This is a genomic window from Streptomyces sp. NPDC058307 (assembly GCF_042880295.1).
Taxonomy (GTDB): Bacteria; Actinomycetota; Actinomycetes; order Streptomycetales; family Streptomycetaceae; genus Streptomyces.
In genome coordinates this window covers 94,274-119,220 of sequence record NZ_JBHVYZ010000014.1, presented here as the reverse complement: position 1 = coordinate 119,220, position 24,947 = coordinate 94,274, and the positions used below count along the sequence as shown (strand labels likewise).

The following is a 24,947-nucleotide window of genomic DNA, read 5'->3' as shown; positions in this document are numbered from 1 at the left end:
GAAGGTCACACCGCGGGAGGCGCCGTGGAGCCCCTCGGTGTCAGTACCGGAGTGGGCACGGGGTGCGAGCCGGGTCCCTCGCCGGTGATTACTCCGAACAGGGTCCGAGCCGCCTCGGCACCGAATCCGTGCACGTCATGGCTCATCGCGGAGAGCGTGGGATGGGTGAGCCGGCACAGCTGGGAGTCGTCCCAGGCGAGCAGCGAGACATCGCGAGGGACGTGCAGGCCCATCTCCGCGGCGACCGACAGCCCGGCCACCGCCATGATGTCGTTGTCGTAGACGATCGCCGTCGGCCGGTCCGTCGGCGGGGACGTCAGCAGGGACCGGGTGGCCCGCCCTCCGGCCTCTCCCGAGTAGTCGGTGGTCACCTGCCAGGCCCCGGCCAGCCCCAGCCCGCGCGCCGCGTCGTCGAACGCGGCCGTCCGCATCGCCGTATGGCCCAGTGCCGCCGCACCACCCACCCGGGCGATCCGCCGATGCCCCAGGGCCGCCAGATACCGCACGGCCTCCGTCACGGCGGTGGCGTCGTCGGTCCACACGGAGGTGAGGCCGCCGGTGAGGGAGGGATGCCCTACGGCCGCCACCGGCATCCCCAGCCGTTCGGCCGCCGCGACACGCGGATCGTCCGCCCGGAAGTCGACCAGGATCGACCCCCCGACCTGGCGTCCCCGCCACCACGTCTCCTGGAGCCCGACCTCCTCCTCCACGTTCCGCACGAGCCGCAGCAGCAGCGAGCAGTTCCGCTCGATCAGCACGCTCTCCACACCCGACACGAACTCCATGTAGAAGGGTTCGAGCCCCAGCAGCCGGGCCGGCCGGCAGATCGCGAGCCCCACCACGTCCACCCGTGAACCGGCCAGCGTGCGTGCCGTCAGGTTGGGTGCCCAGCCCAGCTCCCGCGCGGCCCGGAAGATCCGGTCCCGGGTCGCCTCCGACAGCCCCGGCTTGTGGTTGAAGGCGAGCGACACGGCCCCCTTGGACACCCCGGCGCGGGCGGCGACGTCCTTGATGGTGACGCGCGAGGCCGGCTGGGCTGTCATCGGCCGGGCTCCAGGCAGTACAGGGCGGACCGGGCGGCATCCGCGTCAGGAGTCTCCCAGCCGCTCACCCCGATGGTCACCCGCTCCCCGGGCAACAACGTCACCAGCCCCCGGTCGGCCCGCGCCGCCGGACCCAGCCGGTCGGCCTGGAGCAGCAGATCCCGTACGAGGGTGTGTGCGGTCACCGTCACGGTCCCCGGCGCCACGGAAACGTCGAACTCGGGCCTGGGGTAGGGGATGTCACGGTCGGGGCAGGGAAAGTGGAGAGCCCGGTACCCCCCACCCGCGTCCGCACCCGAATCCGCCACCAGGAACTCCTTCGCCCCCACCGGCACCACCTCCGTCGGCACCGTCACCTCCGCGACCGCCCGCCGGTCCGCGCGGAACGTCACCTCGGTCTCGCCGATCACCTCGCCGTCCACCGACATCCGTCGTAGCCGCAGCGCCCCCGCCCACGGCTCGCCCGCCTGATTGACGACGGCCAACACCTGCCCCTGGCCCCGCTCCTGAACCGTCAGCAGCCGGTCCGCGTACAGGCGCCGCAGCTCGTGGTAGAGCGGCTTCTCACGTCCGTCCCCGTCGACGGCGGCCCAGGACGTCACCGGCCAGCAGTCGTTGAGCTGCCACACCACCGTCCCCGCACACACCGGCCAGTGCGACCGCCAGTGCTCGATCCCGGCGGCCACGGCCCGCGCCTGGTTGACCTGCATGAGGTAGTGCCAGCGGTCGAAGTCCCCCTCGGGGAACACGAAATGGCGTTCCAGGCCCCGCCGGAGCTTCCCGTTGCCGTCGTCCGCCTTCTGGTGGTGCAGCACACCGGGGGAGTCCGCGGCGAGCTCCTCCCCGGGCAGCGCACGCGCGAGCGTCGCGTACGCGGGCGGTGCCTGCCAGCCGAACTCGGCCACGAACCGCGGGACCTCCTCGCGGTACCCGGCGTAGTCGAGACGGTTCCACACCTCCCAGGAGTGGTGCGTCCCGTGCGCCGGGTCGTTCGGGTGGTGCTCCCACGACCCGGACCAGGGACTGCCCGCCGTGTAGGGCCGTGTGGGGTCCAACTCGGCCACCACCCGCGGCAGTACGCCCAGGTAGTACCCCTCGCCCCAGGAGTCCCCGGCGAGCCGCGCCTCCCAGCCCCAGTCCCGAAAGCCCCACAGGTTCTCGTTGTTGCCGTTCCACAGCACGAGCGAGGGATGCGGCATCAGCCGTACGACGTTCTCCCGGGCCTCCGCCTCCACCTCGCCCCGCAGGGGCTGCTCCTCCGGATAGGCCGCGCACGCGAACGGGAAGTCCTGCCAGACCAGCAGCCCGAGTTCGTCGCAGGTGTCGTAGAAGTCCTCGCTCTCGTAGATCCCCCCGCCCCAGACCCGTACGAGATCGACGCCCGCGCCGGCGGCCTGCCCGAGCCGCTCCCGGTAGCGCTCACGGGTGATCCGGGAGGGGAACACGTCGTCCGGGATCCAGTTCACGCCGCGCGCGAAGAGCCGCTCGCCGTTGACGACCAGACAGAACCCGGTGCCGTGCTCATCGGCCGACCGGTCCAGTTCGACGGTCCGGAACCCGACCCGCCGCCGCCACACGTCCAGTGGGCCGCCCTCGTGCAGCAGCGTCAACTCGACTTCGTAGAGCGCCTGTTCGCCATAACCGCGCGGCCACCACAGCCCCACGTCCGGTACCTCGAGGCGTACGGTCCCCGAGGTCCCGTCGATCGCGGCGCGTACCCGTACCCCGCCCACCGTGGCCTCGACCGTCAGCGGCGCCTCCACCCTGGCCCGCTCCACCTCGACCGCCAACTCCACGACACCGAGGCCGTGTTCGACGGTCACGAGCGGTCGTACCCGGGCGATCCTGGCCGTCGACCACCGCTCAAGGCGCACCGGCCGCCAGATCCCGGCCGTCACCAGCGTGGGTCCCCAGTCCCAGCCGAACGAACAGGCCATCTTGCGGAGGTACTGATAGGGCTCGGCATACGCGGCCGGCCGTTCGCCCAGCTTCCCGCGCACCGCCTCGGCCTCGGCGTAGGCGGACACGAACCGCACGGCGAGCCGCCCGGACATGCCGGTCACGTCGAAGCGGTACGAGCGGTGCATGTTCCTTGTCCGGCCCAGGAGTTGACCGTCCAGCAGGATCTCGGCCGCGGTGTCCAGACCGTCGAAGACGAGGTCGGTCTGCTCATGCCCGTTCGTGGGCGCCAGATCGGTCTCGTAGGTCCACTCCCGCCGCCCCACCCACGCGACCTCGCTCTCGTTGCGCCCGAGAAAGGGGTCCGGGATCACCCCGGCCGCCAGCAGATCGGTGTGCACACAGCCCGGCACGACGGCCGGCAGCGCGCCCCCCTCGTGCCGCAGGAGCCATCCCTCGGTGAGCGGTGTGGCCTGAAGCATGTCCCCACTCCCTAAACCGATCAAGTCCAGTACTGCAGAAGCTTTTTGGAATCGCAGCCATCGTTGGCGAGATAGGGACTTTACCGGTTAAGAAAACGTTGTCAGAGTTCCGAACCAGCCAACCCGCTCGTGCTCGTCCGTCCCGTGAACGGAGCTGATGCACATGAACCGCCGTACAGTCCTGGCCATGGCCGTGGGAGCCGCCCTGCTGATCCCGGGGTGCACCGGCGCCGGGGGATCGTCAAAGGGGGCCGACGCCAAGGCCCCTGACGATCCGTCTAAGGTCTCCGGAACCATCAAGGTCCTCACCGTCCGCACCGACCTCGTGCAGGACGGCACGATGAAGAAGTACGCCGCCGAGTTCAACAGGACCTACCCCAAGGTCAAGGTGGAGTTCGAGGCCCTCACGAACTACGAGGCCGAGGTCAAGATCCGGATGAACACCGAGAACTACGGTGACGTCCTGCTGATCCCCGCGGTCATCAAGAAGGCCGACTACCCGAAGTTCTTCGCCTCGCTGGGCACCGCGGCCGAGCGCAGCAAGAAGTACCGCTTCACCGACTACACCACCGTCGACGGCAAGGTCTACGGACAGAGCCCGATCGGCGTGGCCCCCGGGTTCCTCTACAACAAGCGGATCTGGAAGGAGGCCGGGGTCACCGCATGGCCCACCACCCCGGCCGAGTTCATCAAGGACCTCAAGGCCATCAAGGCCAGGACCGACGCGATCCCGTACTACACCAACTTCGCGGCCGGCTGGACGCTCACCTCGTGGACCTCCGTCAACGGCGCCGTGCACTGCGATCCGCAGGCCACCACCAAGCTCGCCGAGGGCGACCCGTGGGCCAAGGGCGCCGACCTGCGCGTCGGTGACACCCTGCTCCACGACATCGTCAAGGCGGGCCTGATCGAGAAGGACCCCACGACCAGCAACTGGGAGGAGTCCAAGCCCCGCACCGCCAAGGGCGAGATCGCCACGCAGTGGCTCGGCACCTGGGCGATCGTGCAGTTCCAGGACGCCGCCAGGAAGGCCGGGGTGAACCCCGACGACATCGGCTTCATGCCCTTCCCGTCGCAGACGGACGGAAAGTTCTGCGCGACCGTCGCGCCGGACTACAACCAGGCCGTCAACGTCCACTCCAAGTACAAGGAGGCCGCCCGCGCCTGGATCGACTGGTTCACCGACAAGTCCACGTACGGCAAGGACAACCTGGCCATCTCGCCGCTGAAGAACGCCTCCATGCCCGAGGTCCTCAAGCCGTACGAGGAGCAGGGCGTGAAGCTCATCGAGGTGGACGACTCCAAGGGCGCCCAGGTCAAGCAGATCGACAGCGACTCGGAGGTGGGCATCAACGCCCCCGAGTACCGGCAGAACCTCGTCGATCTCGCCCGCGGAGCCCGCAAGGGCAGTCTCGACGGCTTCCTCGCCGATCTGAGCAAGCGCTGGACGGACGCCCAGAAGAACCTGGGGTCCTGATGACGGACACCACACAGAAGGCGGCCGTGGAGGTGATCCCGGCCGCCCCCGTCCCGGAGCCCGCCTCGCGCCGGACCCGGACGTGGCGGCGCCTCACGCCCTGGCTGTTCCTGATCGCCCCGCTCGCCCTGCTGATCACCTTCACCTACGCGCCGATCGTCAACATGCTCGCGTACAGCTTCACCGACTGGGACGGCGTCAGCCCCGTGCTGCACTACACGGGCGCGGAGAACTACCAGGAGGTCTTCACCCGCCCGGATCTCTTCGAGGTCTTCTGGGTCAGCGGCTACTACCTGGCCGCCTCCGCGGTCCAGATCGTCCTGGCGCTCTACTTCGCGACGATCCTGAGCTTCAACGTCCGCTTCCGGAACTTCTTCAAGGGCGTGCTCTTCTTCCCGTACCTGATCAACGGGGTCGCCATCGGGTTCGTGTTCCTCTACTTCTTCCAGGACGGCGGCACCCTCGACTCGGTGCTGAGCCTGTTCGGAGTGCACACCGACCACGCGTGGCTCGGCACCCCGGCCTCCGCGAACACCTCGCTGGCCGGCGTCTCGGTCTGGCGCTACCTGGGCCTGAACTTCGTCCTCTTCCTGGGCGCGATCCAGTCCATCCCGGGGGAGCTGTACGAGGCGGCTGAGCTGGACGGCGCCAACCGCTGGCACCAGTTCCGCCACATCATCGCGCCGGGCATCAAACCGATCCTGACGCTGACGGTGATCCTCTCGATCTCCGGCTCGCTGTCGGTCTTCGAGATCCCGTACATCATGACCGGCGGCGCGACCGGCACCGAGACCTTCGTGATCCAGACGGTCAACCTGGCCTTCCGCTTCAACAAGACGGGCCTGGCCTCGGCGGCCGCCGTCGTCCTCCTGCTGATCATCCTGCTGGTGACCTGGGTGCAGCGGCGCCTGGTCCCCGACGACAAGGTGGACCTCGTATGACCCGCCGTACGATCGCCCGCGTCCTGGTCCAGCTGTCGCTGATCGCCGCGACGGTGGTCGTCCTGCTTCCGCTCGTGGTCGTCCTGCTGACGTCCCTGAAGTCGGAGAAGGAGATGGCGAACACGAGCGGCGCCCTCGACCTGCCGCACGACCCGCTGAACTTCCACAACTACGTGGCGGCGTTCCAGGACGGCGGGATGCTCTCCGCGTTCACCAACACGGCGATCATCCTGGTGGTCTCGGTCGGCGGCACGGTCCTCATCGGCTCGATGACGGCCTACGCCATCGACCGCTTCACCTTCCGCTTCAAGAAGCTGGTGGTGGCGCTCTTCCTGACGGCCGCCCTGGTGCCCGGCGTCACCACCCAGGTCGCGACCTTCCAGATCGTCAACAGCTTCGGGATGTTCGACTCCCTGTGGGCGCCGATCGCCCTCTACATGGGCACGGACATCGTCTCGATCTACATCTTCCTGCAGTTCGTCCGCTCGATCCCGATCTCCCTGGACGAATCGGCCCGCCTGGACGGCGCCAACGCCTTCACGATCTACCGGAAGATCATCTTCCCGCTGCTGAAGCCGGCGACGGCGACCGTGGTGATCGTGAAGGGCATCACCGTCTACAACGACTTCTACATCCCGTTCCTGTACCTGCCCTCGAAGGATCTTGGCGTGATCTCGACGTCGCTGTTCCGCTTCAAGGGCCCGTACGGGGCCCACTGGGAGGTCATTTCGGCAGGAGCGGTCCTGGTGATCCTGCCCACGCTCATCGTCTTCCTGTCGTTGCAGCGCTTCATCTACAACGGCTTCATGAGGGGCGCGACCAGATGACTCCCCAGGGGCGCGGGGAACTGCGCGAGCAACCACAACGCACCCGCAGCCGCCGTGTCCCAGGAATCACCCACGGCGGCTAGGCGGAAAGCGCGGCCACCAACACAGGAGTCACCTGTTCCACCTGCCACGCCCGAGCCCCGTAGCCGGCCAACGCCGCTTCCACCGACTCCGCGCTCACCACACCCGGCGGCTCCCAGCAGACCCGCCGCACGGTGTCCGGTGTGATCAGGTTCTCCTGAGGCATGTTCAGGGTCTCGGCCAACGCGGACACCGCGGCCCGGGCGGCGGACAGCCGTGCGGCCGCCGCGGGATCCTTGTCGGCCCAGGCGCGCGGGGGCGGAGGTCCGGTCACCGGCTGACCGGGCTGCGGCAGCTGTGCCTCGGGAAGGGCCCTGGCCCGGTCCACGGCCGCCTGCCACTGCTCCAGCTGACGCCGCCCCATCCGATGCCCGAACCCGTTCAGCGCGGCCAGCGCATGCACGGTGACCGGCACGGCGAGCGCCGCCTCGACGATCGCCGCGTCGGACAGCACCTTGCTCGGGGACACGTCACGGCGCTGGGCGATCCGGTCCCGGGCCTCCCACAGCTCCCGGACGACGGCCAGCTGCCGGCGCCGCCGTACCTTGTGCATCCCGGAGGTCCGGCGCCAGGGCTCCTTGCGCGGCTCGGCCGGCGGAGCGGAAGCGATCGCGTCGAACTCCTCGAGCGCCCACTCCAGCTTGCCCTGCCGGTCGAGCTCCTTCTCCAGCGCGTCCCGCAGATCGACGAGAAGTTCCACGTCGAGGGCGGCGTAGCGCAGCCAGGGCTCGGGCAGCGGGCGGGTCGACCAGTCGACGGCCGAGTGGCCCTTCTCCAGTACGAAGCCGAGCACGCCCTCGACCATCGCGCCGAGCCCGACCCGGGGGAACCCGGCGAGCCGGCCGGCCAGCTCGGTGTCGAAGAGGCGCGTGGGGATCATGCCTATCTCCCGCAGACACGGAAGATCCTGCGTGGCGGCGTGCAGCACCCACTCCGCATCGGAGAGCGCCTCGCCCAGACCCGAGAGATCGGGACAGGCCACGGGGTCGATCAGCGCCGTCCCCGCTCCCGCGCGGCGCAGCTGCACGAGGTACGCGCGCTGTCCGTAGCGGTAGCCGGACGCCCGCTCGGCGTCGACGGCGACAGGGCCGGAGCCAGCGGCGAACGCGGCGATCACCACGGCGAGCGAGTCGTCGTCGGCGATCACGGGCGGGATGCCCTCGCGCGGCTCCAGCAGAGGGATCGGAGCCTCCGCGACAGAAGATCCGCCATCGTCCGGAGGGGCGCCTCCGGTGGTTCGCAGTGAAACGTCTGCTGCGGTCTCTTGGGCGTCGGTCACATGTCAAGGGTATCTGTGTATGGACAGCGCCTGCCGACGGAACGTTCCGTCGGCAGGCGCCTGGGGGTCGTAAACCAGTCAGCTCGGTGAAAGCCCCGGTTCACGTCCGTGAACTGTGAGGCGTGAAGAGCCTCAGTGGATGATGCCGGTACGGAGGGCCACCGCCACCATTCCGGCGCGGTCTCCCGTGCCGAGCTTGCGGGCGATCCGGGCGAGGTGGCTCTTGACGGTGAGTGCGGACAGGCCCATCGAGACGCCGATCGCCTTGTTGGACTGCCCTTCGGCCACCAGCCGCAGGACCTCGACCTCGCGGCCGGAGAGCTCGCGGTAGCCGCCCGGGTGGCTCGGGGCACCCGGGGGGCGGCGGTGCATACGGGCGGCGGCGGCGCCGATGGGGGCGGCTCCCGGTCGGGTGGGGAGCCCGAGGTTGGTCCGGGTGCCGGTGACGACGTAGCCCTTGACGCCGCCCGCGAGGGCGTTGCGTACGGCGCCGATGTCGTCGGCCGCGGAGAGGGCGAGGCCGTTGGGCCAGCCCGCGGCGCGGGTCTCGGACAGCAGGGTCAGGCCGGAGCCGTCGGGGAGGTGGACGTCGGCGACGCAGATGTCTCTGGGACTGCCGATTCGGGGACGGGCCTCCGCCACGGAGGAAGCCTCGATGACATCGCGCACACCGAGCGCCCAGAGGTGACGGGTGACGGTGGAGCGGACGCGCGGGTCGGCTACTACCACCATGGCGGTGGGCTTGTTAGGGCGGTAGGCGACCAGGCTTGCGGGCTGCTCGAGGAGAACGGACACCGGGCCTCCTGGGGTGCGGGACGGCTTGGAAGGTCACAGACGTCTTCGGCACCGAACCCGGCGTCCTTTAGAGAATGATCACGATCTAGTGAGTAACAATTAGTGCAATTCGGACGTACGGTCGATCGTTCGGTGAGCAAATCGGTTCGTTCGACGACTCACTCCTGACTGAAAGTGGCCGTATCGACAAATTGATGCGCCATGTGGGTGGCCGGTACCGCTGGTCGGACAGGGGGTCAGCGCGCCTGGGGATCCCGGCGCTGCGGCAACGTCACGACCGACGCGTCACCCGGACCGGCCGGCGGCAGACCCGCGACCTGGGCCAGCAGATCGCACCAGGCGGCGAGGTGCCCCGCGGTGTCCGGCACGCCGCCGAGGCCCTCGCGGGGCGTCCAGGAGGCACGGATCTCGATCTGCGAGGCCGCGGGGCGCTCGGACAGGCCGCCGAAGTAGTGCGAGCTCGCGCGCGTGACGGTGCCGCTCGGTTCGCCGTACGACAGCCCGCGCGCCGAGAGCGCGCCGGTCAGCCACGACCAGCACACCTCGGGCAGCAGCGGGTCGGCGGCCATCTCCGGCTCCAGCTCCGCGCGCACGAGCGTCACCAGCCGGAAGGTGCCCTGCCAGGCGTCGTGGCCGTCGGGGTCGTGCAGCAGCACGAGGCGCCCGTCGGCGAGGTCCTGGTCGCCGTCGACGACGGTGGCCTCCAACGCGTACGCGTGCGGGGCGAGCCGCTGGGGCGCCCGGGTCGGCTCGATCTCGATCTGCGGCCGCAGCCGACTGCCGCGCAGGGCTTGAACCGCGGCCTGGAAAGCCGGCGGAGCCGCACCGCTCCCATCCCGGTCACTCCCCTTCGCGTCGTCCATTCCGCCCGAGTCGTCCGACAGTCGTCCTTGTGCCGCAGCCATGCGGGAAGGTTAAGGGGAAGGGGGGCGTGGTGCGGGCCTAGACACCCTGACTCGACTCCATGCCCACACAGACACCGCGCACTCGGCACTCATCGCACCGTGCGAGACTTTCCGACGTGAGTGCACTCGAGACGCCGCCGTCAGCCACGTACGAATCCGCCTTCCTCAAGGCCTGCCGGCGCGAACCCGTGCCGTACACCCCGGTGTGGTTCATGCGCCAGGCGGGGCGCTCACTGCCGGAGTACCGCAAGGTGCGCGAGGGCATCCCGATGCTCGAGTCCTGCACGCGTCCCGAGCTGGTCACCGAGATCACCCTCCAGCCGGTCCGCCGGCACGACGTCGACGCGGCGATCTACTACAGCGACATCGTCGTCCCGCTCAAGGCCATCGGCGTCGACCTCGACATCAAGCCCGGCGTCGGCCCGGTCGTCGAGCAGCCGATCCGCACGCGTGCCGACCTCGCCCGGCTCCGCGACCTCACCCCCGAGGACGTCTCCTACGTCACCGAGGCCATCGGCCTGCTGACCCGCGAGCTCGGCCCGACGCCCCTCATCGGTTTCGCCGGCGCGCCTTTCACCCTCGCGAGTTACCTCGTCGAGGGCGGCCCGTCCCGCACGTACGAGAACGCCAAGTCGATGATGTACGGCGACCCCGAGCTGTGGGCCGACCTCCTCGACCGGCTCGCCGAGATCACCGCGGCCTTCCTGAAGGTCCAGATCGAGGCCGGCGCCTCCGCGGTCCAGCTGTTCGACTCGTGGGCCGGCGCCCTCGCCCCCGCCGACTACCGCCGCTCGGTCCTGCCCGCCTCCGCGAAGGTCTTCCAGGCGGTCGAGGGGTACGGCGTCCCCCGCATCCACTTCGGCGTCGGCACCGGTGAGCTGCTCCAGCTGCTGGGCGAGGCCGGCGCGGACGTCGTCGGCGTCGACTGGCGGGTCCCGCTCGACGAGGCCGCCCGCCGTGTCGGCCCCGGCAAGGCGCTCCAGGGCAACCTCGACCCGACGGTCCTGTTCGCGTCCACGGAGGCCGTCGAGGCCAAGACCCGGGAGGTCCTCGACTCGGCCGAGGGCCTGGAGGGCCATGTCTTCAACCTCGGCCACGGCGTCATGCCGTCCACCGACCCGGACGCGCTGACCCGACTCGTGGAGTACGTCCACACGCACACCGCCCGTTGAGTCACCACGTGTGCCGGGGCCGCGCCTTCCTGCCGAACAGCAGACCGCGCGGTTCCGGCGGCGGGGGAGTGCCCGGCTTCAGCGGCCAGGCGAGCAGCATCCCGACGAGGAAACCGACGACATGCGCCGCGTACGCCACCGTGCCCGCGGCGGAGACTCCCTCGCCGGACGAGTACACCGCCTGGAGCCCGAACCAGAAGCCCAGCACCAGCCAGGCCGGCAGCCTGAGCGGCAGGAACACCAGGAAGGGCACCAGGACCCACACCCTGGCCTTCGGATACAGCACCAGATAGGCGCCCAGGACCCCGGCGATGGCCCCCGAGGCGCCGATCAGCGGGTCGCCCGAGCCGGCGTTGAGCAGCGCGAAGCCGTACGACGCCGCGTAGCCGCAGACGACGTAGAACAGCGCGAAGCGCACATGCCCCATGCGGTCCTCGACGTTGTTGCCGAAGATCAGCAGGAAGAGCATGTTGCCCAGCAGGTGCAGCCAGCCGCCGTGCAGGAACATCGCCGTCAGGACCGACAGCGCGGGCGACTTGTCGTAGTCGGGCGGGGCCACCACACAGCCCGCCGAGCCCTGTGCGCTCGTGCCGACGTCGCCGGTGGGGACGAGCCTCGGCATCTGATGGTGGATCAACTCCTGCGGGACCGCCGCCCAGTGGTCCAGGAACGCCTGGAGATGGCACAGCTGGGACAGGCTGCTGTCGCCCGCCACGGAATCGGCCAGGCCGGGCGTGAACAGGAACACGAGGACGTTCGCGGCGATGAGCGCGTATGTCACCCAGGGGGTGCGGCGCACGGGGTTCACGTCATGGACGGGGATGACCACAAGGAAGTAGTGCCCCCGATGGATCCCGCGAATCGGTGCGATGCCGCTGAACACCCGCACGCACGTGTGCGTATGTCTCCTCAACCGCCCGCGGCACGGGGAAGGCGGGCCGCGGGGACTACGTGAGGAACAGCGATGAACGACCGTATTGCTCCGCCGATGCACGCTCTTCCCGACGGTGAGGCCGAGCTCTCCCTGGTGGTGCGACTGCCGTGGGAGGACGTGGCCAGGCTCGGCCAGGAGGCCGGGCGGCTGGCGGCCCAGATGCAGCGGCCGGTGACGCTCGACGAGGCGGTGAGCAACCGGCTCAGGTCCACCCGGGCCGGGACCCACGCCAAGCCGGCGGGTGAGCAGCCGGCCGCGATGCCCAGCAGCGCCAGCGCCTCCGTCTCGGCGCTGCCGCCCAGGCCGCCGGCCGACCAGGCCCGCCAGGCGATCGAGCGGATCAACGGAACGGCGTAGCGCTCAGGAGCCCCGCACCTTCGCGACGGCCTTCCTGGCCGCCACCAGCACCGGATCCCACACCGGGCTGAACGGCGGCGCGTACCCCAGGTCCAGGGCCGTCATCCGTTCCACCGTCATCCCCGACGTCAGAGCCACCGCGGCGACGTCGACCCGCTTGGCCGCTCCCTCTCTCCCGACGATCTGCACGCCGAGCAGCCGCCCCGTGCGGCGCTCGGCGAGCATCTTCACCGTCATGGGGGAGGCACCCGGGTAGTACCCGGCCCGGCTGGTGGACTCGATCGTGACCGAGACGAACTGCAGGCCCACCCGACGGGCGTCCTTCTCGCGCAGCCCGGTGCGGGCGATCTCCAGGTCGCAGACCTTGCTGACGGCCGTGCCGACGACCCCGGGGAAGGTGGCGTAGCCGCCGCCCACGCCCGTGCCGATGACCTGGCCGTGCTTGTTGGCGTGGGTGCCGAGCGCGATGTGGCGCTCCTGCCCGGACACCAGGTCGAGGACCTCCACGCAGTCACCGCCCGCCCAGATGTTCTCGTGGCCGCGCACCCGCATCGCCAGGTCCGTCAGCAGGCCGCCGTGGTTGCCCAGCGGCAGGCCGGCCGCCCTCGCGAGCGTCGTCTCCGGGCGCACGCCGATGCCGAGGACCACCACGTCCGCCGCATACTCCGCGTCCTCCGTGGCCACGGCACGCACCCGGCCGTCCTCGTCGGTGAGCACCTTGGTCACCGCGGTGTCGTTGACCATGGTGATGCCCAGGCCCTCCATCGCCTCGTGCACCAGGCGGCCCATGTCCGGGTCGAGCGTCGACATGGGCTCACTGCCCCGGTTGACGACCGTCACCTCGTAGCCGCGGTTGATCAGGGCCTCGGCCATCTCCACGCCGATGTAACCGGCGCCCACCACCACGGCCTTGCGGCCACGCGTGTGTGCCAGCGTGTCGATGAGCGCCTGCCCGTCGTCGAGGGTCTGCACGCCGTGCACACCGGGCGCGTCGGCACCCGGCATGTCCGGGCGGATCGGACGGGCGCCGGTCGCGATCACGAGCTTGTCGTACGACGTCCAGGACTCGGCCCCCGAATCGAGGTCACGCGCGCGTACCCGCTGCCGCTCGACGTCGATCTCCGTGACCTCGGTGCGCATCCGCAGATCGATGCCCCGCTCCCGGTGCTCCTCGGGCGTACGGGCGATCAGCTGGTCCGGCGCGGTGACGTCTCCGCCCACCCAGTACGGGATGCCGCACGCCGAGTAGGAGGTGAAGTGGCCCCGCTCGAACGCCACGATCTCCAGCTCGTCGGGGTCTCGCATCCGGCGTGCCTGCGACGCCGCGGACATTCCCGCGGCGTCGCCACCGATCACGACCAGACGTTCCCTCGTGTCCCGCGTACGGCTCATGTTCATGCGAACACGCTACGAGGGCGCGGCATTTCAGTCCCGTTCGCCCCTCTCCTGCGTGCGTCCCGGCCCCTCCTCGCGGCGCCCCGGGTCCGGGACGGGACGCGCCATGGGCAGCGGGCCCAGCGCGGTCGAGGCCGCCGCGGGCGCGGGTCGGCGCGGCAGCCGGGGGCGGACCAGCCGCAGCCACACCAGCACGAGCAGCGCGATCCCCGCGAGGAACGGCAGCACCGCGGCCACCGCCACCACGATCCAGCGCAGCATGGTCACGAACGCGTCCCAGCCGCCCGCGAGCGCGTCGCCGATCCCGGGGTCGTCCTCCTCCGCGGCCTTGACGACGGGCGACTCCGACAGGGACAGGGTGATGGTGGCCAGGCTCGTGCGGTCCTTCAGGGACGCCTGGCGGGCGAGCAGCGACTCCAGGTCGGCCTGACGGGTGCTCAGCTCGCCCTCCAGGGTCACCACATCACTCAGCCGGGTCGCCTTGTCCATCAGCTCCCGGATCCGCGCCACACTCGCACGCTGCGTCGCGATCCGGCTCTCCACGTCGACGACCTGGTCGGTGACGTCCTGCGCGTTCGCGGTGCGCTCCAGGAGCTTGCCCGCGCCCTCCAGGTCGCCGAGGACCTCGTCGTACTTCTCGACGGGCACCCGCAGCACCACCTCCGTCTGCTCCCGCCCCTCCTCGTCCCGGGAGGTGGACTCCTTGCCGACGAACCCGCCCGCGCTCTCGGTGGTGGTGCGGGCCGCGGCGAGCGCCTTCGGCACGTTCTTGACCTGCACGGTCAGCGTGGCCGTGCGGATGATGTGGTTCACCGCGGGCTGGGGCGCGGCGGTGGCCTGCTTGCCGCCCGCGCCGGCCTCGGCGCCGGCCGCGCCGTCCGCTTGACTCTGCGCCGCCTTGTCGTCGGACAGGGCGCTGCCGCCGTCGCTGGTGCTGGCGGCGCCTCCGCTGCACCCGGTCAGGGCGAGGCCCGCGGCGAGCAGGAGGCCGGCCAGGGCCCGTCCGGGCCGTACGGAACGTCGTGATCGTGATGTGCGCATGGGCGTTCCCCCGAGGGTCGTGAACAACTGCGTGAACAACTGACGGTCCTTCGACGCCGGAGGGGGCGCGAACGTTGGACTCCGGCGGTCCCGATGCGGTCACGGTCAGGACTCGTGAAGGACACCGGGCCGCCGGAGGACTGTCAGTGGGGTCTGAGAGGCTGGGGCCATGAGCGGATCACAGGTCGTCGTCATCGGAGCCGGCATCGCGGGACTGGCCGCGGCCCACCGGCTGGCGCGGCGCGGCGCGCGCGTCACCGTGCTCGAGGCGTCGGACCGCGTCGGCGGCAAGCTGCTGCCCGGCGAGATCGCGGGCGCGCGCGTGGACCTCGGCGCCGAGTCGATGCTGGCCCGCAGGCCGGAGGCGGTGGCCCTCGCGCGTGAGGTGGGCCTCGGCGGGCGCCTCCAGCCGCCGGCCACCGCGACCGCCTCGATCTGGACCCGCGGCGCCCTGCGCCCCATGCCCAAGGGCCATGTCATGGGCGTTCCCGGCACCGCGGAGGCCCTGGCCGGGGTGCTGTCCGACGAGGGCCTGGCCCGCATCGAGCAGGACGCCGGCCTGCCCCGCACGGAGGTCGGCGAGGACGTGGCGGTCGGTGAGTACGTGGCGGCGCGCCTGGGCCGCGAGGTCGTCGACCGTCTCGTCGAACCCCTCCTCGGCGGGGTGTACGCGGGCGACGCGTACCGCATCTCGATGCGCTCGGCGGTCCCGCAGCTCTTCCAGGCAGCGCGGACCCACACCTCGCTGACGGAGGGCGTGCGCGAGATCCAGGCGAGGATGGCCGCCAACCAGCAGACCGGGCCGGTGTTCATGGGTATCGAGGGCGGCGTGGGCACCCTCCCGCTCGCCGTCGCCGACTCGGTGCGCGCGCAGGGCGGCGAGATCGTCACCGGCGCCCCGGTGAGCGAGCTGCGCCGCGAGCCGTCCGGCGGCTGGAAGGTCGTCACCGGGGACCGCGTCCTGCACGCCGACGCCGTGATCGTCGCCGTCCCCGCCCCGGCCGCCGCAGGTCTGCTCCGCGCGGAGGCCCCCGAGGCCGCCACCGAGCTCGACACCGTGGAGTACGCCTCCATGGCCCTGGTCACCCTCGCCTACCGCCGCTCCGGCACCGCCCTGCCCGCGGGCAGCGGCTTCCTCGTCCCGCCGGTCGACGGCCGCACCATCAAGGCGTCCACCTTCGCCTCCCAGAAGTGGGGCTGGATCGCCGACGAGAACCCGGACGTCGTGGTCCTGCGCACCTCCGTCGGCCGCTACGGCGAGACGAAGATCCTGGAGCGCGACGACACCGACCTGGTGGACGTCTCCCGCCACGACCTGCGCGAGGCCACCGGCCTCGACGCCACGCCCCTGGAGACCCGCGTCACCCGCTGGACCGACGGCCTGCCCCAGTACCCCGTCGGCCACCACGCGCGCGTGGCCCGCATCCGCGAGCACGTCGCCAAGCTCCCGGGCCTCGCCGTGTGCGGCGCGCAGTACGACGGCGTCGGCATCCCGGCCTGCGTCGCGAGCGCCCACGCGGCCGTGGACCAGATCCAGGGCGACCTGGCCGCCGTACGGGAGCTCACGGCCAACCCGGTGCAGAGCCTGCACGGCGGAGCGGGAGAATAGGGGCCATGAGCAACGACGCCCCCACCCCCGAGTCCGGCAGGGTCCCGAACAAGGGCAAGCTGGCCAAGGACCTCAACGAGGTCATCCGGTACACGCTCTGGTCCGTCTTCAAGCTGAAGGACGTGCTGCCCGAGGACCGCACCGGCTACGCCGACGAGGTCCAGGAGCTGTTCGACCAGCTCGCCGCCAAGGACGTCACGATCCGCGGCACCTACGACGTGTCCGGGCTGCGCGCCGACGCCGACGTCATGATCTGGTGGCACGCGGAAACCAGCGACCAGCTGCAGGAGGCGTACAACCTCTTCCGCCGCACCAAGCTGGGCCGCGCCCTGGAGCCGGTCTGGTCGAACATGGCGCTGCACCGCCCCGCCGAGTTCAACCGCTCGCACATCCCGGCGTTCCTGGCGGACGAGCACGCCCGCGACTACGTCAGCGTCTACCCGTTCGTCCGGTCCTACGACTGGTACCTGCTGCCCGACGAGGACCGCCGCCGCATGCTCGCCGACCACGGCAAGATGGCCCGCGGCTACCCGGACGTCCGCGCCAACACGGTCGCCTCCTTCTCCCTGGGCGACTACGAGTGGATCCTGGCCTTCGAGGCCGACGAGCTCTACCGCATCGTCGACCTCATGCGTCACCTGCGCGCCTCCGAGGCGCGGATGCATGTCCGCGAGGAGGTCCCGTTCTACACGGGCCGCCGCAAGGACATCGGCGACCTGGTGGCGGGCCTCGCCTGATCAGCGGGCCGGTGTGCCGGCCGTCTTCCGGGAGCCGCCCTTCGGCTCTGGCTCGGGGTGCGGGGCGCACGCGGCGCGCCGCACCGGGAGGCGGCCGTCCAGCAGGTAGGCGTCCAGGTAGCCGTTGACGCAGGGGTTCGGGCCGCCCGCGATGCCGTGCGTGCCCGCGTCCCGCTCCGTCACCAGCACCGAGCCGGACAGCCGCCGGTGCAGCTCCAGCGCACCCTCGTACGGAGCGGCCGCGTCCCTCTCGGCGGCCAGGACCAGCGTCGCGGGCAGCTCACCGGGCCCCGTCCGCACGTCCAACGGCTCCTGCCGGGCCGCGGGCCAGTACGCGCAGGGCAGGTTCATCCACACGTTGTCCCACGTCTCGAACGGCGCCACCCGCGCCAGCCGGGTGTTGTCCCGGTCCCACACCTTCCAGTCCGTGGGCCAGGGCGCGTCGTTGCACTCGACGGCCGTGTAGACCGCGTTGGAGTTCTCCGCCTCCTTGGCCGCCTCCTGATGCGACGCCGCCTGCTGGATCAGCGGCTTCGGATCGCCCTTGAGATACGCCGACAGCGCCTGCGCCCGGTGCGGCCACAGGTCGTCGTAGTAACCGGCCGACAGGAACGCCCCCTGGAGCTGGCCCGGTCCGACCTTCCCGCCGGCCGGCTCGGCGGCCAGCTGCGCCGCCGCCTTCTCGTAGCTGCGCAGCACCTCCTCGGCCGTGGCCCCGAGCCCGTACACGTCGTCGTGCCGGGCGACCCACTCCCGGAAGTCCGTCCAGCGCTCCTCGAACGCGGCCGACTGGTCCAGGTTGTTGCGGTACCAGACCTGCTCCGGGGCCGGGTTCACCGCCGCGTCGAACACCATCCGCCGGACATGCGAGGGGAACAGCGCCGCGTACAGCGCGCCGAAGTACGTCCCGTACGACGCCCCCATGAACGTCAGCCTCCGCTCGCCCAGCGCGGCCCGCAGGACGTCGAGGTCCCGGGCGTTGTTCAGGGAGGTGTAGTACGGCAGAGCCGCGCCCGCCCGGTCCGCGCACCCGCGCGCGTACGCCTTCGCCTGCGCGATGCGTTCCTTCTTGTACGACGGGGAGGGGTGCGTCGGCGCCTGTGTGGGCGCCTTGATGTACTGCTTCGGGTCCGTGCAGGACAGCGGTGCCGAACGGCCCACCCCGCGCGGGGCGTAGCCGACCAGGTCGTAGGCGGCGGCGAGCCCCTTCCACTCGGGGAGCGCGCCGACCAGCGGGAAGTACATGCCGGAGGCGCCGGGACCGCCGGGGTTGAAGACCAGGGCGCCCTGCCGGGGCACCCGGCGCTTGCTGTTGTGCGGGTCCTGCTGGGTGGCCCGCACCCGGCTGACGGTCAGTTTGATCTGCCGGCCGTCGGGACGCGCGTAGTCGAGCGGGACGGACACCGTGCCGCACTGGACACCGTCGGGCAGGTCCTCCACCTCGGGGCAGCTGCCGAAGCGGACGCCGGCCGCCCCGGCGCGCGCGGCGGCGACGGCGGTGCCGTGGAGTTCCGCCGCGCCGGGGGCGGCCGGAGCGCCCCCGGCCGGTGCGGCGGTGAGCGTGGTCAGGAGCAAGGATCCGGCGGCCGTGTAGAGGGCGGGAGCTCTCATCGGTGTCCCTTCGGAGCGCGGCGGCGACAAAAGGGATGTTTGGTTCGGCTGTGGGTGAAGGCAAGCACCGCCCCGCCGGTGTCGGCCCCAATGCCTCCGTGCGCCCCCGGGGCGGGCTCGGTCGCGCCGGTGCATAGGGCGGTGCTTCGCGGGGGAGGCGCTGCTGCGCGCCGCAGTGCGAGCCGCGTACGCCGTCGACCGGCTCGCGACCCCACCGCCGCAGCTCGCGCGTGTCCGCAGCCCGGCAGGCGAGGGCGGGCTCAGTCGCGCCGGTGCGGGCGGCGGTGCGTCTCGCCGTGTCCGCCGGGCCGCTCTCCTCGCCGCTCCTCGCCGTGGCGGCCGTCGTGCTGCTCACGGTGGGCGAAGGCCGCGCGCAGGTCCGGTTCGCCGACCGCGCTGATGCCGCGCACGGCGACGCAGGTGAGATACGTCCGCTCGTCCGTGCCGCCGGGGCGTCGGGTCAGGGCGCCGAGCAGCCGCTGACCCGCCGGGGACGCCCAGCGCGAGTAGGGGTGCACCTCCATCCGCGCGATGGCCAGACAGCTCAGGCTGAGGGCGAGCGGCAGCGCGAACCAGAGGGCGACCAGGTGCCGCGGCATCGGAGACGGGGCGGGCGCCAGCAGCGCGATCGCGCCCAGCGCGACGACGGCCCCCGCGGCCAGCCGTACCTGACGGACGCCCGCGGCGATGCCGGAGCGGGCGCCGTCGGGTACGGCGAGCCCCGCGTCCACGAGCCGGTCGGCGAGGCTGCGCACGGCGTCCGCCGAGGCCGCGTCCGCCCGCACCGGAGCGATCCGGGACTGCCCCTCGGGCCCGATGGCCCCGATGACCGTGCGCTCCATCTCGTCCCGCCCGCGCGGATCGACGACGGTCGCCCAGCCGGTGTGGGCCAGCAGCAGCCGGCGCTGCCGGGCCATGGAGACGAGCGTCAGATCGGCGACCCGCCCCGGGCCGCCGGAGAGGAACGCGGCCTCGTACAGCGTCAGGTCATGTGCCCGGGCATCCGCGTCCGGGGCCGCCGCGTGTACGGCGGCCAGGCACAGCCGCGTACACGCGGTGCCGGCGGCGGCCCAGGCCAGGAGCAGCAGGAGAACCCAGAACATGCCGCGTTTCTATGCCAAAGGCTCCTGGCGGCGCCATGGCCTGTTCACGATCCGGACGGAGTGTTGTCGGTGTGTGACGTTCCGTTTGTCCTGAAGTGAACTACGAGGAGGCGGGGGCCGGGGGCGGGCTGGAGGCGGCCGGGGGAAGGGTGAAGGTCGTCGCGTACGGCGACGGCGTGACCGGGACGACCGCCCCCGGGTCGGCCGTCGGACCCGGCGGCGCGGGGGAGTTGGTGATCGGCGGAGTGCTGCCCGCGGCCAACTCCTGGGCCAGCGCGCCGAAGTCGACGTACCCGGTGGCCTCCAGGATCTTGATGTGGTCCAGCACCGTGCTGTTGGCGTCGTCGGCCAGGGCGCGGACCAGGGAGTTCTGGGTGCTCGCGCGGACTTGGGCGACGACGGAGAACACCCTGCCGTGCGCGAGGCGCAGGATGTTGGCGAACTGGCGGTCGTAGTCGACGCCCTGGGCCTGGTCCAGGGTGGAGAGCCACTGCTTCTGCTGGTCGTTGGGCTCGTTGGGCAGGGCGAGTCCGAGCTTGGCGGCCACGTCACGCACGCGGGCGTCGAGGAACGTATGCCCCTCCACGAGGTGCTGCCCCGCCGTCCGCACGGCCTGCGTCGTCCCCTTCTGCTCCGCCTGCTGTCCCGCGGGCAGCTCCCACAGCCCCGCCAGCCGCACCTTCGTGACGAAGTCGCGGTCCAGAGCGGAGAGCGGCCCGTACGGAGTCGTCACGGTCCCGGCGTTGAGCACGCTCAGTCCCGTGCCGGAGCGGTCGGCGTACGACCAGATCGGGACGAGCAGTGCCACGAGCGTCGCGGTCAGTCCGGCGATGATGATCCCGGTGCCGGAGAAGATGCCTCGTCCCTTGACGGGCGGTCGTGGTCGCGGTCGCATGGTGCCTCCTGTTGCGGCACCGCACGCTAGTGGGTTTCAGGTGCGGGACTGACATATTACTGCCGGGCCAACGTCGACTTCCCCGTCGACATCCCCGGGCACGCCCGCGGCGGCTGCCCGTGGCCCCGGACCCCGGCTCCCGTCCCGTCACCGCCGCAGCAGTACCCTCCGCGTGGCCCGGGCCAACCGGACCGCCGGCCTCCGGGACCTCGGTGCCGGTCCCGACCGCTCCAGCCACCACTCCCGCAGCTCCCGCCGCACCCGCGCGTCCCCCGACTCCCCGGCCGGCGACAGCTCCCCGCCCAGCAACAGGCGCTCGGCGAAGCTCAGCGCGTCCCGCCGGTATCCGTCCGTCATCGGCGACCCCTGCGCGTACCGCAGGAACGCCGGCCGGTAACCCGCCCCGAGGATCACCGGCAGCTCGGGCGCCACCTTCGCCACCACATCCGCCCGCTTCCCCGCGAGCGCCCGCGCCTGCACCCCCAGCCGCACCCGGTCGAACCCCTCCGGCACCGGGGTCCCCGCCACGAGCGCGGACAGCAGCGCGGTCTGGGCGAGGGCGAGCCGCTGGCGGGCGGGGCCGGTCGAGACGCTCGACGGCTCGGCGGCAGCCCGCCACCCACCATCGGCCCGCACGCCGCCCCCCTTCTCCACCGCCTCCCGGATCGCCCCCAACTCCCCTTCCAGTTCGGCCGGTTCGGGAAAGTTCTCGTCCCGCTCCAGGAGCACGCCGGGCGGCGAGACACGGGACGCGAGGTCGGTGAGGATGTCGAGGACCGGCCGCGGAACCGGGTGGGCATGGCTGTCGTGCCACACCCCGTCCCGCTCGAACCCGCCCGCGACATGCACGTACGCGATCGCTTCCAGGGGCAGTTCGGCGAGCGCCTCGGCAGGGTCCTCGTCGCGGTTGACGTGGTTGGTGTGCAGGTTGGCCACGTCGATCAGCAGCCGTACGCCCGTCCGGTCGGCGAGGTCGTACAGGAACTGCCCCTCGGTCATCTCCTCGCCCGGCCACGAGATCAGTGCGGCGATGTTCTCCACGGCCAGCGGCACCGGCAGCGCGTCCTGCGCGATGCGGATGTTCTCGCAGAGGACGTCCAGGGCGTCCCGGGTGCGGGGGACGGGCAGCAGATGCCCGGCCTCCAGGCGCGGGGAGGCCGTCAGCGGGCCGCCCGCCCGGACGAACGCGATGTGCTCGGTGACCAGCGGCGAGCCCAGCGCCTCGGCCCGCTCGGCGAGCGACTGGAGCCGCCCGGCGTCGGGCCGCTCCGCCCCGCCGAGGCCGAGCGAGACACCGTGCGGCACCACGGTCACCCCGCGCTCGCGCAGCCGCCGCAGCGACTCGGGCAGATGCCCGGGACAGACGTTCTCGGCCACGACCTCGACCCAGTCGATGCCCGGCATGCCCTCCACGGCGTCCGCGATCTCCGGCCGCCACCCGATACCCGTGCCCAGTCGCTCCATGGTCCGTCCCCTCCCGGCCGCTCCCGCATCCGCTCCGGTCGTCGCCCCCTCGGCGTGACGGGGATATGGCCCCGGGGCGCGGGCCCCAACCGTCCCGGGAGGACGTTCAGAGCAACATTTGAGCTTCGGGCGGGGCGAGGTCACCCGCCCGTTCCGGGCCACGCCTGCGGCTCCCGGCCCAGCAGCCGCAGTGTCTCCTCCAGCGGCCCGGCCCCCTCCGGAACCCTCAGCGCGGGCGCGAACGCGAACCCAGGCCCACGGCCGGCCGGATCCGCAGGAACGCGCCGGGCCACGGACAGTGCCGCAGCCAGGACCTCGTCGGCCAGCCGGAGCCGCACGCCGAGCGTGGCCGCCACGTCCCACGCGTGCACGACGTAGTCGACGAAGTGAAAGCCGATCGCCATACGGCCGGCGAACCCTCCGCCCAGCTCCGGCAGCACGAACTCCCGCTCCGGCACGCCGGGTTCGGCGAAGGCCGCGAGCACCGCGTCCGCGGCCGCCCGATGCGCCCGGGCGGGCTCACCCGTCCCCGCCGGTTCCCGCCAGTGCTCCGGCTCGCCGCCCACGCCCCGTGCCGCGGCCGCGAACCCGTGGTGCTGCGCGGTCATGTGCGCTACCAGCCGCCGCAGGTCCCACCCCGCGCAGGGAGTGTCCCGCGCCCAGTCCCCGTCGTCCCCGCCCCGGGCCAGCTCCACCACCCGCACAGCCTCCCGTACGGCGATCCGGTCCAGCTCGACGACATCCATCAGCACTCCTCGGCGATCGGTCAGCATCCGTAGCGCGACCATAAAAATAAACGAACGATCGTGCTACTAGATTTCGAGACGGAGGCGCCTCGACGACCGGCCCGCTCCAGATCTCAGCCCCGCAACCGCGAGGCGATCCCCCGCCGGGCCCTGGCATAAGGCGCGGCCTCGCCGTGCAGCACCGACATCGCGTTCGCGGTCTCCATCAACGCGACGACCTCGAAGGCCACTTGGGCGGGATCGGTGTCCGCGCTCAACTCGCCCGCGGCCCTCGCCCGCTCGGCACACTGCTCCAACTCCCCGAGCCAGGCGTGCTGTGCCTCGACGAGGGCGTCATGCACGGCCCCCTCGCGCGCGTCGAACTCGGCCATCACGCCGTAGAAGAAGCAGCCCCCCGGGAAGACCCGCTGCTCGGAATAGCGCAGCCAGCCCTCGCACAGGCCCCGCAGCCGGGCGAGCCCGTCGGCCGCCTCGGAGACCGGGTCCAGCACCTCGGCGACGAAGATCCGCGAGGCCTCCCGCACGGTCGCCAGCTGCAGCTCCTGCTTGGAGCCGAACAGCGCGAACACCCCGCTCTTGCTGAGCTCCAGCTCCCCGGCCAGCCGCCCCACCGACAGCGCCTCCAGCCCCTCGACCGAGGCGATGTCGACGGCCCGCCGCAGCACGGTCCGCCGGGTGCGGTTGCCCCGCTCGACGCGCCCGTCGACCCCGGTCATCGCAGTGCCGGATGGTCCGCGACGACCGTGCAGGAGCCCGGCGCGATCTCGGTGAAACCGGCGTCTCGGACCAACGGCAGCCCGCTGCCGGTCAGTTCGGACCAGCGCCCGGGCTCCGACGTCCGCACGGCGAGCGGGAACCCGGCGTCCCGCCAGACCGCCCGCTCCTCGACCGACAGTTCCCACCAGGCCAGTTGGGCTCCGTGGCCGGCCTGGGCCATCGCCTTGCCGGCCGACATGTCGAGATCCGGGTTGAGCCACAGGACGGGAGCAGTCGTATCCGCCGGCGCGGGCGGTTCGGGGTCGTCGAGGTCCGTGCCGGAGACCTGGAGCCTGGCCAGCTCCTTGGGCCACCCGTCGAGCGGCACGGGCGGAAACACCCGCACCTGCGCAACGTTCCCCGTCACGGTGATCCCGGGCAACGCCTCGGCCCGCCGCCACTCGGCGCCCCGGGCCCGCCGTACGACCTTCCGGATCCGGGCGTCCTGCCAGTCCCGCACGGCCTCGGCCCACTCCCCGTCGCCGGCCGCGCGCTCGTCGCCGAGCAGGACGAGAACGGCGCGGGCGGCGGTCTCCAGAGCGTCGGTACGAGCGGGCGGCGCGGCCTTCTCGATACGGACGACCAGGGGCAGCACGAACTGGGGTGCCTGGTCGCGTGCGGTCGGCTCGGTACGGAAGGGGCTGTCGGTCGAAGGCGTCACGTCGTGGCTCACCCGGACCACCCTAAGGTCACCCGGAGCAGGCCGTCCGCTGAGCCTCCTGCCACTCGCACACCGGGCACAGCGTGAGCCCCTTGTACGACTCCGGGTACTCGGTCGGCTTCCGGCACAGCACGCACTCCGCGTACGGCGGTCCGTCGGCGGCCGGAGGCTTCGGCATCTCGCCGATCGTGCAGTCGTCCTCGCTCATACCTCCAGCCTAGGACCCGATCAGTTCGGACACCTTCACGAACCGGAACCCCCGCGCACGCAGCTCCGGCACCACCGCCCGCACCACCCGCTCCGTCGTCGGCGCGGCACTGCGCGTGCAGTGCATGACCACGACCGAACCCGGCCGCACCCCCTCCAGCACCTGCCGCGACACGGCCTCCGCGTCCGTCGCGAACGCGTCCCCGCTCACCACGTCCCACTGCACGGCGGTCACCCCGACCGGGGTCAGCGCCTTCAGCGCCCGCCGGTCGTAGCACCCGCCGGGAAAACGGAAGTACGGCCGCGCGTCCGGCACCCCCGCTCGGCGGAACGCCGCGTACGCCCGCTCCACGTCCGCCCGCATCCGGTCCCCTGAGACCGTCGGCAGCCCGTAGCAGTCGGCGGTGAAGGCGTAGTGGCTGTAGGAGTGGTTGGCGACCTCGAAGAGCGGGTCCCGCCCGAGGGAACGGGCCTGCTCCGGGTACTCCTCGGCCCACCGCCCGGTCATGAACACGGTGGCCGGCACCTTC

The 24,947-nt window shown here is 71.8% G+C and carries 24 protein-coding genes; 7 read left to right on the top strand and 17 right to left on the bottom strand.

Annotation, left to right across the window (positions count from 1 at the left end):
- Positions 1-5: 5 nt before the first annotated feature.
- Complete coding sequence (locus ACFVYN_RS13335; protein WP_389996889.1) at positions 6-1,043, bottom strand: LacI family DNA-binding transcriptional regulator; 1,038 nt, start codon at positions 1,041-1,043, stop codon at positions 6-8.
- Positions 1,040-3,424 carry a glycoside hydrolase family 2 protein gene (locus ACFVYN_RS13330; RefSeq protein WP_389996886.1) on the bottom strand — a complete coding sequence of 795 codons (2,385 nt, stop codon included), beginning with the start codon at positions 3,422-3,424 and terminating at the stop codon, positions 1,040-1,042. The genes ACFVYN_RS13335 and ACFVYN_RS13330 overlap by 4 nt, the downstream gene beginning before the upstream one ends.
- Before the next feature lie 163 nt (positions 3,425-3,587).
- On the opposite strand from ACFVYN_RS13330, the gene ACFVYN_RS13325 reads away from it, so the two are divergent.
- The 3 genes from ACFVYN_RS13325 to ACFVYN_RS13315 are packed head-to-tail and all read left to right on the top strand — an operon-like array spanning position 3,588 to position 6,669.
- Entirely contained in the window at positions 3,588-4,901 is a 1,314-nt protein-coding gene (locus ACFVYN_RS13325) for an extracellular solute-binding protein (RefSeq protein ID WP_389996884.1), read from the top strand.
- Positions 4,901-5,842, top strand: coding sequence for a carbohydrate ABC transporter permease (locus tag ACFVYN_RS13320; RefSeq protein ID WP_389996881.1), 942 nt, complete (start codon positions 4,901-4,903; stop codon positions 5,840-5,842). The genes ACFVYN_RS13325 and ACFVYN_RS13320 overlap by 1 nt, the downstream gene beginning before the upstream one ends.
- The gene (locus tag ACFVYN_RS13315) at positions 5,839-6,669 is read left to right on the top strand and encodes a carbohydrate ABC transporter permease (protein WP_389996878.1); all 831 of its coding nucleotides are present in this window, start codon (positions 5,839-5,841) and stop codon (positions 6,667-6,669) included. Before ACFVYN_RS13320 ends, ACFVYN_RS13315 begins: the two co-directional genes overlap by 4 nt.
- A gap of 79 nt (positions 6,670-6,748) precedes the next feature.
- On the opposite strand, the gene ACFVYN_RS13310 is transcribed toward ACFVYN_RS13315, so the two are convergent.
- The 3 genes from ACFVYN_RS13310 to ACFVYN_RS13300 all read right to left on the bottom strand — a co-directional run bounded on the left by ACFVYN_RS13310 (position 6,749) and on the right by ACFVYN_RS13300 (position 9,729).
- Positions 6,749-8,029 carry an HRDC domain-containing protein gene (locus ACFVYN_RS13310; RefSeq protein WP_389996875.1) on the bottom strand — a complete coding sequence of 427 codons (1,281 nt, stop codon included), beginning with the start codon at positions 8,027-8,029 and terminating at the stop codon, positions 6,749-6,751.
- 132 nt (positions 8,030-8,161) lie between these two features.
- Positions 8,162-8,824 carry a response regulator transcription factor gene (locus tag ACFVYN_RS13305; RefSeq protein WP_007385400.1) on the bottom strand — a complete coding sequence of 221 codons (663 nt, stop codon included), beginning with the start codon at positions 8,822-8,824 and terminating at the stop codon, positions 8,162-8,164.
- Positions 8,825-9,060: 236 nt separating this feature from the next.
- Positions 9,061-9,729 carry a DUF3000 domain-containing protein gene (locus ACFVYN_RS13300; RefSeq protein WP_389996871.1) on the bottom strand — a complete coding sequence of 223 codons (669 nt, stop codon included), beginning with the start codon at positions 9,727-9,729 and terminating at the stop codon, positions 9,061-9,063.
- 116 nt (positions 9,730-9,845) lie between these two features.
- On the opposite strand from ACFVYN_RS13300, the gene hemE reads away from it, so the two are divergent.
- The gene (gene hemE / locus ACFVYN_RS13295; RefSeq protein WP_389996869.1) at positions 9,846-10,901 is read left to right on the top strand and encodes a uroporphyrinogen decarboxylase; all 1,056 of its coding nucleotides are present in this window, start codon (positions 9,846-9,848) and stop codon (positions 10,899-10,901) included.
- A 1-nt stretch (position 10,902) separates the two neighbouring features.
- On the opposite strand, the gene ACFVYN_RS13290 is transcribed toward hemE, so the two are convergent.
- Positions 10,903-11,730, bottom strand: a complete 828-nt coding sequence (locus ACFVYN_RS13290) for a rhomboid family intramembrane serine protease (protein ID WP_389996964.1) — start codon at positions 11,728-11,730, stop codon at positions 10,903-10,905.
- A gap of 135 nt (positions 11,731-11,865) precedes the next feature.
- On the opposite strand from ACFVYN_RS13290, the gene ACFVYN_RS13285 reads away from it, so the two are divergent.
- Entirely contained in the window at positions 11,866-12,192 is a 327-nt protein-coding gene (locus ACFVYN_RS13285; RefSeq protein WP_389996866.1) for a hypothetical protein, read from the top strand.
- A 3-nt stretch (positions 12,193-12,195) separates the two neighbouring features.
- Here ACFVYN_RS13285 and ACFVYN_RS13280 read toward each other — a convergent pair whose 3' ends face one another.
- The gene (locus ACFVYN_RS13280) at positions 12,196-13,590 is read right to left on the bottom strand and encodes an FAD-dependent oxidoreductase (RefSeq protein ID WP_389996863.1); all 1,395 of its coding nucleotides are present in this window, start codon (positions 13,588-13,590) and stop codon (positions 12,196-12,198) included.
- A 27-nt stretch (positions 13,591-13,617) separates the two neighbouring features.
- Positions 13,618-14,628, bottom strand: a complete 1,011-nt coding sequence (locus tag ACFVYN_RS13275; protein ID WP_389996860.1) for a DUF4349 domain-containing protein — start codon at positions 14,626-14,628, stop codon at positions 13,618-13,620.
- Positions 14,629-14,797: 169 nt separating this feature from the next.
- Between ACFVYN_RS13275 and hemG the strand changes: the two genes are divergently transcribed.
- The gene (gene hemG / locus ACFVYN_RS13270) at positions 14,798-16,237 is read left to right on the top strand and encodes a protoporphyrinogen oxidase (protein ID WP_389996857.1); all 1,440 of its coding nucleotides are present in this window, start codon (positions 14,798-14,800) and stop codon (positions 16,235-16,237) included.
- Between the two features lie 5 nt (positions 16,238-16,242).
- A complete protein-coding gene (gene hemQ / locus ACFVYN_RS13265; RefSeq protein WP_031052469.1) occupies positions 16,243-16,974 on the top strand; it encodes a hydrogen peroxide-dependent heme synthase in 732 nt (243 codons plus the stop codon).
- Here the strand turns inward: hemQ and ACFVYN_RS13260 are convergent, their stop codons facing one another.
- From ACFVYN_RS13260 to ACFVYN_RS13220, 9 genes are all read right to left on the bottom strand, one after another.
- Entirely contained in the window at positions 16,975-18,585 is a 1,611-nt protein-coding gene (locus ACFVYN_RS13260) for an alpha/beta hydrolase (RefSeq protein ID WP_389996854.1), read from the bottom strand. It lies immediately after the preceding gene.
- A 260-nt stretch (positions 18,586-18,845) separates the two neighbouring features.
- The gene (locus ACFVYN_RS13255) at positions 18,846-19,688 is read right to left on the bottom strand and encodes a TIGR04222 domain-containing membrane protein (RefSeq protein WP_389996851.1); all 843 of its coding nucleotides are present in this window, start codon (positions 19,686-19,688) and stop codon (positions 18,846-18,848) included.
- A gap of 100 nt (positions 19,689-19,788) precedes the next feature.
- Positions 19,789-20,583, bottom strand: coding sequence for a DUF4142 domain-containing protein (locus ACFVYN_RS13250; protein ID WP_389996848.1), 795 nt, complete (start codon positions 20,581-20,583; stop codon positions 19,789-19,791).
- Positions 20,584-20,730: 147 nt separating this feature from the next.
- A complete protein-coding gene (locus ACFVYN_RS13245; protein ID WP_389996845.1) occupies positions 20,731-22,047 on the bottom strand; it encodes a DUF692 domain-containing protein in 1,317 nt (438 codons plus the stop codon).
- A gap of 140 nt (positions 22,048-22,187) precedes the next feature.
- A complete protein-coding gene (locus tag ACFVYN_RS13240) occupies positions 22,188-22,793 on the bottom strand; it encodes a TIGR03086 family metal-binding protein (protein ID WP_389996842.1) in 606 nt (201 codons plus the stop codon).
- A gap of 113 nt (positions 22,794-22,906) precedes the next feature.
- Entirely contained in the window at positions 22,907-23,509 is a 603-nt protein-coding gene (locus ACFVYN_RS13235) for a TetR/AcrR family transcriptional regulator (RefSeq protein ID WP_389996839.1), read from the bottom strand.
- Positions 23,506-24,222, bottom strand: coding sequence for a peptidyl-tRNA hydrolase (locus ACFVYN_RS13230; RefSeq protein WP_389996836.1), 717 nt, complete (start codon positions 24,220-24,222; stop codon positions 23,506-23,508). Before ACFVYN_RS13230 ends, ACFVYN_RS13235 begins: the two co-directional genes overlap by 4 nt.
- Before the next feature lie 16 nt (positions 24,223-24,238).
- Positions 24,239-24,418, bottom strand: coding sequence for a hypothetical protein (locus ACFVYN_RS13225; protein ID WP_389996833.1), 180 nt, complete (start codon positions 24,416-24,418; stop codon positions 24,239-24,241).
- Between the two features lie 9 nt (positions 24,419-24,427).
- Positions 24,428-24,947 (bottom strand): polysaccharide deacetylase family protein (locus ACFVYN_RS13220; protein ID WP_389996830.1); only part of this gene is annotated, 520 nt, incomplete at its 5' end.

Excerpts from the sequence above, each read along its gene's own strand:
- ACFVYN_RS13280 (WP_389996863.1), bottom strand. The coding sequence starts at position 13,590 with ATGAACATGAGCCGTACGCGGGACACGAGGGAACGTCTGGTCGTGATC.
- ACFVYN_RS13285 (WP_389996866.1), top strand. The coding sequence starts at position 11,866 with ATGAACGACCGTATTGCTCCGCCGATGCACGCTCTTCCCGACGGTGAG.
- hemQ (WP_031052469.1), top strand. The coding sequence starts at position 16,243 with ATGAGCAACGACGCCCCCACCCCCGAGTCCGGCAGGGTCCCGAACAAG.
- ACFVYN_RS13250 (WP_389996848.1), bottom strand. The coding sequence starts at position 20,583 with ATGCGACCGCGACCACGACCGCCCGTCAAGGGACGAGGCATCTTCTCC.
- ACFVYN_RS13325 (WP_389996884.1), top strand. The coding sequence starts at position 3,588 with ATGAACCGCCGTACAGTCCTGGCCATGGCCGTGGGAGCCGCCCTGCTG.
- hemG (WP_389996857.1), top strand. The coding sequence starts at position 14,798 with ATGAGCGGATCACAGGTCGTCGTCATCGGAGCCGGCATCGCGGGACTG.
- ACFVYN_RS13300 (WP_389996871.1), bottom strand. The coding sequence starts at position 9,729 with ATGGCTGCGGCACAAGGACGACTGTCGGACGACTCGGGCGGAATGGAC.
- ACFVYN_RS13330 (WP_389996886.1), bottom strand. The coding sequence starts at position 3,424 with ATGCTTCAGGCCACACCGCTCACCGAGGGATGGCTCCTGCGGCACGAG.
- ACFVYN_RS13260 (WP_389996854.1), bottom strand. The coding sequence starts at position 18,585 with ATGAGAGCTCCCGCCCTCTACACGGCCGCCGGATCCTTGCTCCTGACC.
- ACFVYN_RS13320 (WP_389996881.1), top strand. The coding sequence starts at position 4,901 with ATGACGGACACCACACAGAAGGCGGCCGTGGAGGTGATCCCGGCCGCC.
- ACFVYN_RS13335 (WP_389996889.1), bottom strand. The coding sequence starts at position 1,043 with ATGACAGCCCAGCCGGCCTCGCGCGTCACCATCAAGGACGTCGCCGCC.
- ACFVYN_RS13315 (WP_389996878.1), top strand. The coding sequence starts at position 5,839 with ATGACCCGCCGTACGATCGCCCGCGTCCTGGTCCAGCTGTCGCTGATC.
- ACFVYN_RS13225 (WP_389996833.1), bottom strand. The coding sequence starts at position 24,418 with ATGAGCGAGGACGACTGCACGATCGGCGAGATGCCGAAGCCTCCGGCC.
- ACFVYN_RS13275 (WP_389996860.1), bottom strand. The coding sequence starts at position 14,628 with ATGCGCACATCACGATCACGACGTTCCGTACGGCCCGGACGGGCCCTG.
- ACFVYN_RS13240 (WP_389996842.1), bottom strand. The coding sequence starts at position 22,793 with ATGGATGTCGTCGAGCTGGACCGGATCGCCGTACGGGAGGCTGTGCGG.
- ACFVYN_RS13245 (WP_389996845.1), bottom strand. The coding sequence starts at position 22,047 with ATGGAGCGACTGGGCACGGGTATCGGGTGGCGGCCGGAGATCGCGGAC.
- ACFVYN_RS13255 (WP_389996851.1), bottom strand. The coding sequence starts at position 19,688 with ATGTTCTGGGTTCTCCTGCTGCTCCTGGCCTGGGCCGCCGCCGGCACC.
- ACFVYN_RS13235 (WP_389996839.1), bottom strand. The coding sequence starts at position 23,509 with ATGACCGGGGTCGACGGGCGCGTCGAGCGGGGCAACCGCACCCGGCGG.